A 13,946-nucleotide genomic window follows, 5' to 3' on the forward strand; every position below is an offset into this window, starting at 1 on the left:
AAATGGGGGAGCGATTTCTCTAACGGCTGACGGCGGTGACATCACGACTAACGGTAGTCTTAACTCCTCCTCTGACTCCTTCTCCTTCTCTGACTCTAACGCCTCCTCCACCTCTGGAAATGGGGGAGCGATTTCTCTAACGGCTGACGGCGGTGACATCACGACTAACGACAGTCTCAACTCCTCCTCCACCTCATCTTCTGACTCTGGAGATGGGGGAGCGATTTCTCTAACGGCTGACGGCGGTGACATCACGACTAACGGTCGTCTCAACTCCTTCTCCTTCTCTGACTCTAACGCCTCCTCCACCTCTGAAAATGGGGGAGCGATTTCTCTAACGGCTGACGGCGGTGACATCACGACTAACGGTAGTCTTAACTCCTCCTCCACCTCATCTTCTGACTCCTCCTCCACCTCTGGAGATGGAGGAGCGATTTCTCTAACGGCTGACGGCGGTGACATCACGACTAACGGTAATATTAATACCAGTGTCGTTTCTGATAAGGGGACGGGTAATGGGAATGGAGGTGATATCAGGATTGAAGCGGAGTCAGTTATTTTAGATAATTCCGATCTAATTACCCCCATTACAGGTAAGGGAGAGGCAGGCTTCATTGACATAAATGTAAAGGATTCTGTCTTACTTCGGGCAAGCCGTCTATTTACCTCTGTAGAACCAGGAGCAATGGGTAGAGGAGGTGATATCAAAATTATTGCTCGATCTGTTAAGTTAACCGAATTTTCCTTAATCGATACAGCCACTTTTGGAGCAGGAAATGCCGGTAACGTGACAGTTGAAGCAAAAGATTCAATTTCATTAACGAATAGCAACATCTTCAGTATTACAGGTGGCAAAGGAAATGCAGGAACGGTCATGCTAGAGGCTGGAGGCTCTATTTCCTTAGAAGGGAACAGTACTGTGAATACTGCTGTAGCTTTAGGATCAACAGGTGGGGGAGGCGATATTATGATCCAGGCAGATGCAGTGAATATCAATGGCGCGAATTCCAGTGTGCCACCTTCGCCTCAACTCTCCGATAACCCAAATTTTAATGAAGGAGACACACCAAATAACAAATCAGCGCAGGCAGAAAATATTGATGCTAATTTTAGCCTTGATAGTCAAGGTGAGCCGTCAAATCCTAACGTCGAGTTCTCCAGCCAGATTCCCTATGTATCTATTTCCGGAAAGCTAGAAGAAAAGGACAATTTCGATGTATACCGCTTTAAAGTGGGATCAGCAGGAACTCGCATCATCTTTGATATTGATAGTGCTGACAGCCAGGTAGACACAGTACTGACACTTCTCAATCAGCAAGACGAAGAACTGGCGTCCAACGATGACGCATCTCCTGAGTTAGGTGCATCAGGAAGTGAAAATAAATTCTTAGACTCTTATCTTAGTTTCACTTTTAGTCAACCTGGCACTTACTTTATTCAGGTAAAGCCATTTTCAGAGAATTCAACCGGAGATTATCAGCTTCAGGTGTCGCGGACAGACAGTGCTTTTGTCAGCAGTGGATTGTCTGCACAGAATAACAGCAGGAAAAATACAGGGGGGATTGCAGGAAATATGCAGGTATCAGCAGAAGCAACCCATGGTGGTAACGCTGGTGGTATTACCCTCAATGCCTCTCAACTGAGACTAGAAAATGGTGCTGAAATTTCAGCGAGTAATGTCTCAGCAGAGGAAGGTGGAGACATCAACTTACAGGGACTACAGACCCTACAAATCAGTGATAGCTTAATTTCAACATCAACTCAAAGCGGAAAAGCAGGCAGTGTCACTGTAGAGGCAACAGAGTCTGTCAACTTGAGTGGCACGTTTACCGATGAAAACCAGAATAGTCGTGGTGGTATCCTAGCGGAAGCGACTAATGGTGGTCGTGCTGGGGATGTCAACATTACTACAGGGCAGTTCAGTATTGAAGATGGCGCTCAAGTAACCGTCAGCAGCCGCCAAGGACAAGCTGGAAATCTCGACATCACCGCCAATAGCCTTCTCTTAGATAATGGACGAATCACGGCACAAACGGGCAGCAGTGATAACCAAACGGGAGCTGAAATTACACTGACCCTAAGAGATTTGTTGCGCCTAGAGAATGAAAGCCTCATCTCTGCCGAAGCCTTTGGCGATGCCGATGGCGGTAACGTCACCATTAACCTAACCGCCAACACTGGCATTCTCTTTGCCCGACCATCCAACAGAAACGGTAGCGACATCATTGCTAAAGCCAACCAGGGTACTGGCGGCAACATCACCATTACTGCCCCCCTTGGTATCTACGGCATCGAAGAACGGAAAGCGATAGACGGTAACCGCACCAATGATATTGATGCCAGTTCCGAGTTTGGTACCCCAGGTCAAATCACTATCAATTCCCTGGTGATTGACCCCAGCCAGGGACTAATCGAACTTCCCACCGACACCGCCGCCCCCCAACTCGACCAAACCTGCTCCCCAACCGGAAGCGGAAATAATGAATTTACTGTAACTGGACGCGACGGACTCCCCCCTAGCCCCACCGATATTCTCACCCCAGAACAACCGCTAGCCGACTTAGGCACACCCATCAACAGCACCACCACCCAGCCAACCCCAACCCCAACTCCCCCCGCTTCCCCCAAACGCATCGTAGAAGCCCAAGGCTGGATTATTGACGAACAAGGTAACGTTACCCTCGTCGCCAATGTCCCAACCGCCAATTCCCAGGGAGCATGGCAACCCCACCCATCTTGTCAGGAAGGGCGCTGATGTAGAGACGTTGCATGCAACGTCTCTACAGGATAGGCAGTTAGCATAGACGCCAACCAACCTGCAAAACCCGACAAAACCCATGAATTACCAAGACATCATCACCTTAGAACCGGGAAAACGTGGCGGTAAGCCCTGCATTCGAGGGATGCGAATCACCGTCTACGATATTTTAGAATACCTCGCATCCGACATGAGTCAAGAGGAAATTCTAGAAGACTTTCCCTATCTGACTCAAACCGACATCCTCGCTTGTCTTTGGTTTGCCGCTCAACGCGAACGCCTTACCGTTACTGTTCAACCGTGAAACGTCTCCTGTTCGATGGAAGGCAACTTGATATAAAATGTCCAAATCCCAACCAACCCGCCGCCCAAAACTGTACAAACTCCTGTGCTACGTTGGCATGGGTCTCAGTCTCACTCTACTGAGATTCTACCTAGACTGGACGCCCGCTACTGCCATTGTTCCCCTGACAGACACCCTGACACCCAATACAACTCATGTAACCTCTCCCTCAGCCTCCCTGATTCCCCCCAACTCCCTTCGTTCCCTTGACTCACCGGATCTGGAAAACCTCTCTCCTGCTCTTGAGAAGGCTTTGAATCCTCCCCCCTTCCCTACCTCCAACAACGCCCTCACCCTCTTCCAACAAGGCAAAACCTACTATCAAGCTGGACAATTTGCCGCCGCCCTAGACGCTTGGCAACAAGCTGCTGCCGCCTACCAGACTCAAGGAGAACCCCTCAACCAGGCAATGACATTGAGTAACCTGGCACTCGCCTATCAGGAATTGGCAGAATCGGATCAAGCCAATCAAGCCATGGAGCAAAGCTTCGCCCTCCTAGACACCATCCCCGCCAATACCCCAGAACATCTCCGGGTGCAGGCACAAGCCCTCAACACCCAAGGCACTCTGCAACTGGCTCAAGGGGAAGCCGAAGACGCCCTGAAAACCTGGCAGCACGCCACCCAACTCTACCGCCAAATCCCCGACGAACCGGGGATCATTCGCAGCCAAATTAACCAAGCCCTCGCCCTGCGAGCCTTAGGGCTATACCGTCGCGCCCGTACCACCCTAGAGCAACTGAGACAAACCACCTTAAAAACCCAACCCGACAATTCCCTGAAAGCCGCCACTTACGCCAACTTAGGCAACCTACACCGCTCCCTCGGTAGCCCCAAAGAAGCCAAAAAAACACTCCAGAAAAGCCTGGATATCGCCCGCACCCTCAACTCCCCCGCCGATATCAGCGCCGCCTTACTCGGCTTAGGCAACACCGCGCGTTCCCAAGAGTCCCAAGAGCAGAATGAGCAAGCCATCGACTACTATCAACAAGCCGCTGCCAGCGCTATTTCCCCCAATGCACAATTTGAGGCATCTGTCAATCAACTCGACCTACTCCTAGAAACCAACCAAAGGCAACCCGCCACTACCTTAATCCCCCAACTCCAGGAACTCGCCCAAAACCTACCCACCACTCGCCCCGCCATCTATGCCCAAATTCACTTTGCCCAAACCCTCACCCACCATCAAACTCAACTGAACCCCACCCTATCTGCCCCAGAAATCGCCCAGATTCTCACCCATGCCCAACAGCAGGCACAACGCATCAAAGACACCGTAGCCGAATCCTATGCCCTCGGCTACCTGGGATACCTCTACGAAACAGCCCAACAATGGCAGGACGCTGAACGCCTCACCCGACAAGCCTTGGCACAAGCCAAAAATACCCCAGAAGTCGCCTATCAATGGCAATGGCAACTGGGACGACTCTTAAAAGCACAGGAGAAACCCCAAGCCGCCACCAACGCCTACACCAGCGCCTACAACACCCTAAAACTCCTGCGAGGAGACTTAGTTGCCGCCAACCCCGATATCAAATTTACGTTCCGAGACAAAGTTGAACCCGTCTATCGGGAACTCGTAGATTTGCTCCTATCCCCTCAAGGCATCAGCGAACCTAGCCAAGAGAACCTGAAACAAGCCCGTCAGGTGATCGAGGCATTACAGGTGGCAGAACTAGAAAACTTCTTTCAATCCGCCTGTTTGGATTCAACGGTACAAGTTGACCAAGTAGTCGATGAAAAAGACCCAACGGCTGCCATTATTTACCCGATTGTACTCAAAGACCGCATCGAAGTCATCCTCAAGTTACCGGACGAAGCCAATCTAGTTCATTATCGCTCCCCTGACTTATCCAGGGAAAAGGTGGAAACCACTGTAAAACGATTCCGCAGCAATCTCCAAGATCCCTTCACCAACCCAGCTATCAAAGAGGATGGGCAAACCCTCTACAACGGGTTAATCAAACCAGCACGCCCCTACCTGGAACGCCAGGGGATCAAAACCCTAATTTTTGTCCTGGATGAACCCCTGCGGAACATTCCCATGGCAGCGCTTTACGACGGGGAAAAATATCTGGTTCAAACCTATGCCACTGCCCTATTAATGGGGCTAGAAGTACGGGATTCTCATCAGCTAGAGCGAAACCGGATGGATGTACTCGCCGCCAGTCTAACTGAACCACCGCCAAAGGTGGGTAACTTCGCCAAGTTAGACAAAGCCAATGACGAGTTAGACAAAATCAAAGCCGTAGGCATTCCCGTTACCTTCATCCGAGACAAAAATTTCACCAAAACCGCATTAGAACAACGCCTAGAGCGCTCGACTTTCGATATCGTACACCTAGCCACTCACGGTCTATTTGGAGAAAAGCCAGAAGACACCTTTATTCTCGCCGCTGACGGGAAGATCCCCTTAGACCAATTTAGCCAATTATTTCGCCGCCAACAGTCCACCACAACCCAAGGGATTGAACTCCTCCTGCTCAGTGCCTGCCGCACCGCCACAGGCAGCAATCGAGCCGTACTGGGAATTGCCGGAGCCGCAATTCAGGCAGGAACCCGCAGTGCGATCGCGTCTCTCTGGAGTTTGGATGATCTCTCCAGTGTTACCTTCACCGAAGCCTTCTACCAACACTTAGGACAACCGGGAGTGTCTCGCGCTGAAGCCCTACGACGAGCGCAACAGGCGATGTTACAAGACATAAACTACAACTACCAAGCCCCCCTCTTCTGGGCTGCCTATGTCTTAGTGGGAAGTTGGTTTTGAGTGTCAAGCCGACAATAGCTGAGAAGCTGTTAATGCTAGTTCGGGAAATGTCGGAGAGATAATCCGCTGATATCCCGTAAAGACGGTTGTTTTATATCCTGTCTCTGTCAATAACAGCACACAAACCTGAGAGTTGCGTAAGTCTACAATCCAATATTCGGGGATTTTTATCGCCTTGTACTCCGCCAATTTCTGTTCATAATCGATTTTTTTAGATCCGGGACTAACGACTTCAACCACTAAAAGGGGTGGCGTTTTCAACACAGCCGCCGATCGCTTATCTGCTTTCAGTTCAGCCCACTGCGCTGCTGTCATGACACAGACATCTGGGGTGCGTGAACGATCTTTTCCGGTAACCGGGTGTTTTCCCGTGTACACCCCAGCTTTGTCCTTGGCTTTCCAGGGTTGACGATAGCGACGGATTTGTTCTCTGAAGACATCCAAGAGTAAATCAATCGTATCCCTATGATCGGCAGTTGGTAGTGGAACCATGACTAGCTTTCCATCCACCAATTCATAGATGTTATCTGTGCCATCATCGTAGGTGACATAATCTTCAAAGGTTAGGTTTTTGACAGGAGTCTGAGTCATGACTGGGTTGGGCTAGTATAGTTCTAATCTAATTAAGTTGAGTAACAGGCGCATCAGCAACCTCTTCTAGCTCAAAATAGTCCAACAGACTCATCCAAGCCTCTGCATGGACAGAGCGATGCCAAGCTAGCTGCGTCAGCGCGTCCTGAGAAATACCATGGTCTAAATACGCCCGATATTGCTCAGATTCAGGTAAACTTTCTAACTGGCGAACCAACTCAGAACTCGCTTCCACCCGTTCCACCCAACCACTAACCCATGGGTTTCGTGAGCGTTCCTGCTCATCGCACAGGACTTGGAAATACCACTTGTAGCGTTTGCCCACTTCTAAAGGCGTTTCAGTCTCCGGCAGTTTCACGCTAACAATCCCCGGCGCATCCGGTAACGCCATTTTTTGGTCAAGGATAAGGCGTTGATTTTGATCAAATAGCACGAATCTTGCTTTTGTCCTCTCCGAATGATCCAAAGGTAGGTAAAACCAAAGAGTAGGATAGGCAGAAACGGTTGTCCCCAGATTTTCCTTCGAGACTAGAGCCGTTAAAGGCTGGCTAGTTCCAGCGAAACAGAATTCATCCCGAATCGCTCCACCCCGCGATCGCCCAGAGGGGCGGCCTGGTTTAGGCTCCCGGCGAAAAAGATCCAAAAACCCTCTCTGCGCCTGGGCTGGGGGACTGTCGAAGGGTAGCATAGACAGGAACAACACCGTACTGAAAATCAAAATCAGGACAGATTTGCGATCGCGTGATAACCCGTTCATCTCCATTAACTCCTAACTCTACATTGATGTCTAAGCTTGTCGCCGTCGATAGGTTAGATAACCCACACCGCCTCCAGTCACCACGATGGCGATCGCTGGAGGCACTAAGGGTACCCAACCACTCTGACTGACAAGGATGAGGTAGCATACACCATACAAACCGACCACTGTAGCGACAGCACCAGCAGCCCCTCGCGCCAACGAGCGAGAACAAAACCAGATAACCAAACCCCCAACCGTAGACCAGCCAAAAATCCACAACGTTTCGCCCCAAAAGGGTAACCACCAAATTAAGGGACGCTCATCTAATACCGCACTGATAATTTGACTTGCCATCTGAGCTTGCACCATCACTCCCGGCATATTACCGTAGGGAGTATTCCAAAGGTCAGCACTTTTATCCGCCAGATCCGTGTAACCAATCATCACAATCCGGTCTTGAATATCTGCGGCAGATACCTTGCCATTGAGAACATCCTCTAGGCTAACCGTTGGCGCAAACTGGTTGGGGTCACCTTTGTGGGCGCGGTAGTTGAGTAAGGTTTGATAGCCCCCCAGTTTGTAGATGTCTTGGTAAGGACTGCCATCGCCCCGAAGTTCCGGGATTGCGGTATCGCCAAACTGCATATCTCGCAGATAGTCACCTTCGTCATCGCGGCGAGATGTATAGGAAATTCCCTCGGCTTCCAGGTACTTACGAGCTAGAACCAAGCTAAATGCCTCTGGTGTGTTGCAAAACTCTGGGTCTGGTGTTATTGAGAGCAAGTGACGGCGCACCATTAGCTCACCATCCTCAGAGACATCATTAAATCCAATACGCTCCATCGGAACTTCACTGGGCGGAGGATTACCCTGTCTCCGGTTACCCTGTTCATCCTGATAACTCGCTTTACAAAGCGCAATCAGATTCTGGGTTTGCCGAAAACGCTCCGCTAACTCTGGTTGTGCCTGAAAATCTCGGTAAAAATCTAAGCCGATGAGTCGGGGTTGATGTGCCGATAAGATGGCTAACACTTGATCAAGAGCTTTGTCAGGGATTGTGCCAATTCCCGGCTGATAACGCTCCGCAATCATATCTTGCCGGAGCGCCTCGCTACTCACTGCATCTACCTCAACAATTAAAAAACGCTGATCTTGAGGTTCACTGGGACGTAACCGCATTAACTGATCATAGACTCTCAGTTCAGCCGACTCCATCCCCCCCAAAAACCGAGCCACAACCACCAGCAGCGAAACAACAGCACTCATCAATACCACCGAACGCCGCTTAATTTTGCGACAAGGCAGTTCTCGGCTAGCTTTCAGGTAATCGAGTTGCAGCGCCGTGGGCTTCGGTTGCTTATCGGCTGATTCCTGCAACCATTGCTCAGAGGCAACTAAATCTTTTCCCCGCAGTAAAAAGCTATCATCCCGCCCCTTTTGTGCCCACTCCATCGCCTTCACCAGCAATCGAGTGTGAGTGCGTGTATAGTCCGGATCACTATCTAGCATCCGGATTAATTCGCCAAAATTGGGTAGAAATTCACCGCCGTGTTTACGGAAATCAATCCAGTGGGCGTTCTCTAAAGCCAAGGGAAGTTCGGCTGTGGCTGTTTCTTGATGCAAAATGGCAACCGTTCGTTTATTCAGCGTCTGGGCATAAGCTAACTCCTTAGCCACATCAGCATCGTTAACAAAAGGAAGAGAAATCACCGCGACAATTGTATTAGCTCGTTCAATACCCTTAACCCGTTCAATACCCTGATCAATGACTAGCTGCAAGGCAATGCTGTCACTTCCTGAAGCTCTATCCTGGGGCAAGTCCGCTTGGGTAGAAATACTTTCCTGGTCAAACCACGTCGTTTTCCCCTGCATCTGCAACGCATCATTCAGCTTACGCACAAAGTCTGAGTCAGCATCAGAATAGGAAATAAACACATCATGGGACACTTCCGGCGGCTGTCGCAGACTTTCAGTGATAAATTCTTCGTGCCAAGCTGTTGGCTGATGTTGAGTCCTCTTTTTCGCCACCTGCAACCAAGCTTCAGCACGGCGCAGATTATACCCCCGCAGTAAAATACTGGGGTTGCGGTTCTGCTGCTGCCACTTGAGCGCCTTAGCTAAGAAAATCTTATGCTCGTGGTAGTATACTGCCTCGTGATCCAGTATGTTGATCAGTTGGCTTTCATCAAGACGGTAATCTTCTTCCTGTAGATTATCAGTCAGATCAATATAATGTAACGAGCGCAATTCTGGCGGGATTTGCTCCGGCTCAACAGGACTCACTAGCACAGGGATAATCCGCTTATTCAGCGCTAAAGCATAGTTTAATTCTTGCTGACAGTAGGTGGAGTTCAAGGAGTCAGGTGAGAGCAAATAGACTAAGTTATCTGCTTGGGCTACACCCTGCTTAATCGCAGTCTCAAAGGTTTCCCCTGTTTGAATATCAGCGGTATTCGTCCAAACCGTAAATCCTGCACGCCACAGACTGGTGCGAATCTGCCGCATCACTGCCTCATTTTCGTAGGCATAGGAGAGGAACACCTGAGTCATCAGGTTATAAGCATTTTTGATACTTTCGCTGATAAACTCACAGTGTAAATCTGTGGGAGTACAGGGGGGCTGCTCGTCTTTAAAGCGCACCTTCAGCCATGCTTCGGCTTGCTTTCGTTCCTCACCAATGAGTAAATCTTGTGATCTCTTGTGCTGCCGTTCCCAGGCTAGGGCTTTATCTAAGAAATACGTGTGCTGATGTACGTAATCCTTGTGCCTTGCGAATAGTTCTAGTAATCCGGAGAAAGACTGCTCAAAGTCGTCAATTCCCTCACGAAAATACACCCAATTAATTTTGCCAATTGCCGGATGCATATTGGGAAAGCTCGAATGCAGTCCCTTTGCTTGGTAAGCATCCCAGTCAGCATCCGTTCCTTGGGGATTCCGTTGTTGCCAGGTATCACGACTAATCTGTTCGACATGCAGCAACGGGATAATCCGCTTGTGGTACTTAATTGCCAGTTCGATTTCTTTACGGCAGTAGGCGGAGTTGATCGAATGGGGAGCAATGATGAACAGGAAGTTATCCGCCTTTTCAATCCCATCATCAATTTGGTTTTGAAAATCTACGCCCAGAGGAATATTTTCAAAGTCAAACCAAATTTTTAAGCCGTACTCAGTCAGGTGTTGATAGAGCTTAAGGGCAAAGGCTTTACTATCGGCTCTTCCATAGGAAATAAAGCCATTGTCAAAGCCGGGACGCGGTTCATACATCTAACTCTTGAGATAGATTTATTTCTAATATCCACAACTATAACAAAAGAACCTGAATGCGACTCGAACAGCGATCGCGAATTAGGGCTTGCTCTCAAAATCTGAAACCTTATCGTTGGTTTTATAGCGGTACTAAGACAGGTTAGGACATTCTTTACTGTTCCCTGTTCCCTGTTAAGCAGTTCCCTCTTGGACTAACTGATGTCCTTTCCGTACCTCGTAATGCTATATGTAACGGAGACACTCGGATATCAAGGCTTACCCAGGCTTTCCCGTTGAACCATTTGTAGGGGCACGACATGTCGTACCCCTACCGTCTTTTAAGCGGCGCTAATGGTTGCATGGAGAGAGGGGTGTTCATGTTCAACCACAAACACATTGGCATAAAGGTTCGCCACAATTTGCTTACCCTCTAGCGTCAACTCTAAGTAGCGCAATGAGTCCTTAATGTAGGGATACACTCCACTCCAGTAAAACTTGGAATAGTTTTGGCGCAAATCCCCTGGATGACTATAGCCTAAGGCTTTATTCACACCCGTTTCTTCAAACTCGTAGTACAAAGCACTAATCTTTTTCAAGTAGCGTGGATCACTGAGTTGACCAATTAAATCGGCGGATCTTACCAAACCCGGACAATTGCTCGTGTCTAGGTGATCTTGATCACTTGGCACGGGAAAACGAGTGAGTTCAATATTCCGCTTAATTTCTTCGGCATCAATCAGTAAATTGCCACCAAACCGTTCTTCAATAAACAGCTTACCGCGATCAACATGATAGGGGGTGAGGCTGGCATCTGTCGCCCCTGGTGGTAAACTCACCTTGTCCCCATCTACGCCTGTGGCATAGCGGTTTTCACTTAAGCGGTCTTGTCGGCAGACGCCTTTAACGTAACCAATATCATGGCAGAGTAAGGAGATAATCGCATGCATCCAGTCTTCACAGGAAATGCCTCCTTCACGGATATGTTTACCGCGCAGAATTTCCTGTCCGACTAGGGTGACTAAAATGGTGTGTTCAACATTGTGGTAGAGAGCGTCACTATTGGCAATATTTTCTAATGCCATGGCGCCCGCCCAGCCGATAATGTCGGCATAGTCAGACTTCCAGCCGCCGTAAGTTCGGCTGTAGCCTTCTCGAATCCGATCCACAAAGTTGTCGATGAGTATTTGGGTTGTGTCAAACATGGAAGGTTACCTCAAGGGGACTTGTTAGGACAATCGAAGTTTATGAGTTAGTAGTTGACTATAATGATAAATCTCTCTGAGAGTTGAGTAATCCTATCCTTTGCCATTTATCCATCTTGGCTCAACAGCGGTGATTTTCACGCCTAGGACAGGTATAGCGAAAAATTCTCAAACTCGATACTTCTAATGTAATAAAAATACTGGAAAAGGCTGTGATGACGTTTTTTGGCTCACCGTGATACTTTCAAGTAACCCCTGTGAGACGGATCACCTGATTGCAATTAGCCACAGATGTGCTTTGGGAGAAGGAGAGCAGGGGAAGCAATGTAGAGACGTAGCATGCTACGTCTGGAAGCTGGGGAAGTACAGGCACAGGAAATTAGAGCTTATCTGAATAGGATTAGCCAAACACCTCCGCTTCAATACCATGCCACCACTCACCCAGATTCATCAAATCCTGATGAATCTCAGCTAGCTCACGAGTATAGGCATCTGGTGTCATGGTTGTTTTACGCTCTTGGAGTTTCCGTAAACGCAATTGCACTAACAGCCAAGGCTTGGCAATCCCGTCTGTCGCTTCAATGTATTGGGCTAAGTCTTTACTGTTCATTTTCGGTATAGGCGCGATCGCACATCAAGAACCCAAACTACCAAAAGCCCCGTCTGATATCCAGATCAGGCGGGGCTAGTCACTGTTACTGACGTGACAACTTCACTGGATTATCTTCAAGCCGCAGCCATTTGCTGATTCACAAAGTCCCAGTTAATCAGATTGTTGAGAAACGCTTCCACAAAATCAGGACGCTTGTTTTGATAATCCAGATAGTAGGCGTGTTCCCACACATCACAGGTTAACAAGGGTGTCATTCCCAAAGCAATGGGGTTGACAGCATTGGCGGTGTTAACTACTTTGAGCGTGCCATTATCGAGGACTAGCCACGCCCAGCCACTACCAAATTGGCTGGTAGCCGCATTCTTGAATTCTTCCTTGAACTTATCGTAGCCGCCTAAATCAGAGTTGATTTTGTCAGCGACTGCACCACTGGGCGCACCGCCACCACCCGACTTCATGGAGTTCCAGAAAAAGGTATGGTTCCAAGCTTGGGCGGCATTATTGAAAAGCCCTGACTTGGACGAATCATTGTAGCTAGCCTTAATGACTTCCTCGATGGACTTGTCAGCCATACCAGCGGCTTGGGACATGTCGTTGAATTTAGTGACGTACTTCGCGTGGTGCTTGTCGTGATGAAACTCTAGTGTTTTAGCTGAGATGTAAGGCTCCAGCGCGTTGTAAGCATAAGGTAAATCAGGAAGTGCGTAGGCCATATTGTGTTCTATCCTCTCAAATACTGTGTTCTAGCTTAAAACGAACCGAGACTTTAGATGTATTCCTTAGGTTAAGTATTACTATATTAAGGGATTAACGGCTATTGTAATAACCATTAACAATATGATTGTTTTCTGTGAGGGGTAGCCATCGCCTTACGTCTATGATTGAGTTTGTGGTATCCAGCCGTGGCGAAACGGGTTAGACGCCGATTTGTAGTTGCGCTTGGTTTGTAGTTGCGCTTTAGCGCCGGTTCCGCACAGTTAAGGGTTTTTCTGGACAATCGCCTGCACAACGTCAATCGCATCGGCTGGGGTGGCTGCCAAAAAAATAGTCTCCGGCGACAGACTGGTAAAAAACTGTTGACTTTCGTGATGGTCGGATAATAATACTACAGGTTTACCACCCTTAAGGGCGAGAGCGATTTCAGAGGCGGTTCCTGCACCAATACCACAAGCAATCACCACATCACTGGAGAGAACGTTAATATTATTGCGCCCACTCCCCATATCCGTCGCGATCGCAATATCCACAGCATCGGACATATTCTGAGTATCACTACTGGGTAAAATACCTACGGTTAAGCCACCTGCGGCTTTTGCCCCTTGACTTGCTGCATCCATTACCCCAACATTTCTGCCACCCGTCAGCAGTACCCATCCCTGTTGGGCGATACGTTGTCCCAATTCATAAGCCCGTTCTAAGTCTGTGGCGGTAGCCCCGTTACCGGGTCCCATCACTCCGACAACGATTTTTCTCATCGGTTGAAAGTATAATTGGCTGATTACTGGAGTTATATCATTTTGGATTGTTTGTGCAACACAACGTCCTGCTCTAATTAGGGTTATTTCGGTGACTGGGGAATCAGGGCGGGTTTTGTTGTTCCGTTATCGGTGAGGAAGGGCGGGTTTTGTTGTTCCGTTATCGGTGAGGAAGGGCGGGTTTTGTTGTTCCGTTATCGGTGAATAGCTGA

Annotated in this window: 10 protein-coding genes; 3 read left to right on the forward strand and 7 right to left on the reverse strand. The window is 48.8% G+C overall.

What is annotated here, in order from left to right; all coding sequences use genetic code 11:
* The 3 genes from RIE73_RS13085 to RIE73_RS13095 all read left to right on the forward strand — a co-directional run.
* The coding region (locus RIE73_RS13085; protein WP_446401586.1) for a beta strand repeat-containing protein at nt 1–2,755 on the forward strand (2,755 nt) is incomplete at its 5' end.
* Between the two features lie 82 nt (nt 2,756–2,837).
* Complete coding sequence (locus RIE73_RS13090; protein ID WP_446401587.1) at nt 2,838–3,062, forward strand: DUF433 domain-containing protein; 225 nt, start codon at nt 2,838–2,840, stop codon at nt 3,060–3,062.
* Nucleotides 3,063–3,099: 37 nt separating this feature from the next.
* Nucleotides 3,100–5,868, forward strand: coding sequence for a CHAT domain-containing protein (locus RIE73_RS13095; RefSeq protein ID WP_446401588.1), 2,769 nt, complete (start codon nt 3,100–3,102; stop codon nt 5,866–5,868).
* A gap of 3 nt (nt 5,869–5,871) precedes the next feature.
* Here RIE73_RS13095 and RIE73_RS13100 read toward each other — a convergent pair whose 3' ends face one another.
* The 7 genes from RIE73_RS13100 to RIE73_RS13130 form a co-directional block, all read right to left on the reverse strand.
* On the reverse strand, nt 5,872–6,459 hold the full coding sequence (locus tag RIE73_RS13100) for a Uma2 family endonuclease (protein ID WP_446401589.1): 588 nt from the start codon (nt 6,457–6,459) through the stop codon (nt 5,872–5,874).
* 28 nt (nt 6,460–6,487) lie between these two features.
* Nucleotides 6,488–7,216, reverse strand: a complete 729-nt coding sequence (locus tag RIE73_RS13105; RefSeq protein WP_446401590.1) for a DUF928 domain-containing protein — start codon at nt 7,214–7,216, stop codon at nt 6,488–6,490.
* Between the two features lie 30 nt (nt 7,217–7,246).
* Entirely contained in the window at nt 7,247–10,462 is a 3,216-nt protein-coding gene (locus tag RIE73_RS13110; protein WP_446401591.1) for a TIR domain-containing protein, read from the reverse strand.
* Between the two features lie 320 nt (nt 10,463–10,782).
* Nucleotides 10,783–11,646, reverse strand: a complete 864-nt coding sequence (locus RIE73_RS13115; protein ID WP_446344811.1) for an Npun_R2479 family HD domain-containing metalloprotein — start codon at nt 11,644–11,646, stop codon at nt 10,783–10,785.
* A gap of 400 nt (nt 11,647–12,046) precedes the next feature.
* Nucleotides 12,047–12,256 carry a hypothetical protein gene (locus tag RIE73_RS13120; protein ID WP_446379114.1) on the reverse strand — a complete coding sequence of 70 codons (210 nt, stop codon included), beginning with the start codon at nt 12,254–12,256 and terminating at the stop codon, nt 12,047–12,049.
* Nucleotides 12,257–12,372: 116 nt separating this feature from the next.
* Complete coding sequence (locus RIE73_RS13125; RefSeq protein ID WP_446401592.1) at nt 12,373–12,972, reverse strand: superoxide dismutase; 600 nt, start codon at nt 12,970–12,972, stop codon at nt 12,373–12,375.
* Nucleotides 12,973–13,236: 264 nt separating this feature from the next.
* Complete coding sequence (locus RIE73_RS13130) at nt 13,237–13,734, reverse strand: TIGR00725 family protein (protein ID WP_446401593.1); 498 nt, start codon at nt 13,732–13,734, stop codon at nt 13,237–13,239.
* Nucleotides 13,735–13,946 lie beyond the last annotated feature (212 nt).

It is taken from the genome of Coleofasciculus sp. C1-SOL-03, from assembly GCF_040220555.1.
In the GTDB taxonomy this organism is placed as follows: domain Bacteria; phylum Cyanobacteriota; class Cyanobacteriia; order Cyanobacteriales; family Coleofasciculaceae; genus Coleofasciculus.

What these genes read in the sequence shown, in the direction of transcription:
- RIE73_RS13115 (WP_446344811.1), bottom strand. Translation starts at nt 11,646, where the DNA reads ATGTTTGACACAACCCAAATACTCATCGACAACTTTGTGGATCGGATT.
- RIE73_RS13125 (WP_446401592.1), bottom strand. Translation starts at nt 12,972, where the DNA reads ATGGCCTACGCACTTCCTGATTTACCTTATGCTTACAACGCGCTGGAG.
- RIE73_RS13100 (WP_446401589.1), bottom strand. Translation starts at nt 6,459, where the DNA reads ATGACTCAGACTCCTGTCAAAAACCTAACCTTTGAAGATTATGTCACC.
- RIE73_RS13105 (WP_446401590.1), bottom strand. Translation starts at nt 7,216, where the DNA reads ATGAACGGGTTATCACGCGATCGCAAATCTGTCCTGATTTTGATTTTC.
- RIE73_RS13095 (WP_446401588.1), top strand. Translation starts at nt 3,100, where the DNA reads ATGTCCAAATCCCAACCAACCCGCCGCCCAAAACTGTACAAACTCCTG.
- RIE73_RS13110 (WP_446401591.1), bottom strand. Translation starts at nt 10,462, where the DNA reads ATGTATGAACCGCGTCCCGGCTTTGACAATGGCTTTATTTCCTATGGA.
- RIE73_RS13120 (WP_446379114.1), bottom strand. Translation starts at nt 12,256, where the DNA reads ATGAACAGTAAAGACTTAGCCCAATACATTGAAGCGACAGACGGGATT.
- RIE73_RS13090 (WP_446401587.1), top strand. Translation starts at nt 2,838, where the DNA reads ATGAATTACCAAGACATCATCACCTTAGAACCGGGAAAACGTGGCGGT.
- RIE73_RS13130 (WP_446401593.1), bottom strand. Translation starts at nt 13,734, where the DNA reads ATGAGAAAAATCGTTGTCGGAGTGATGGGACCCGGTAACGGGGCTACC.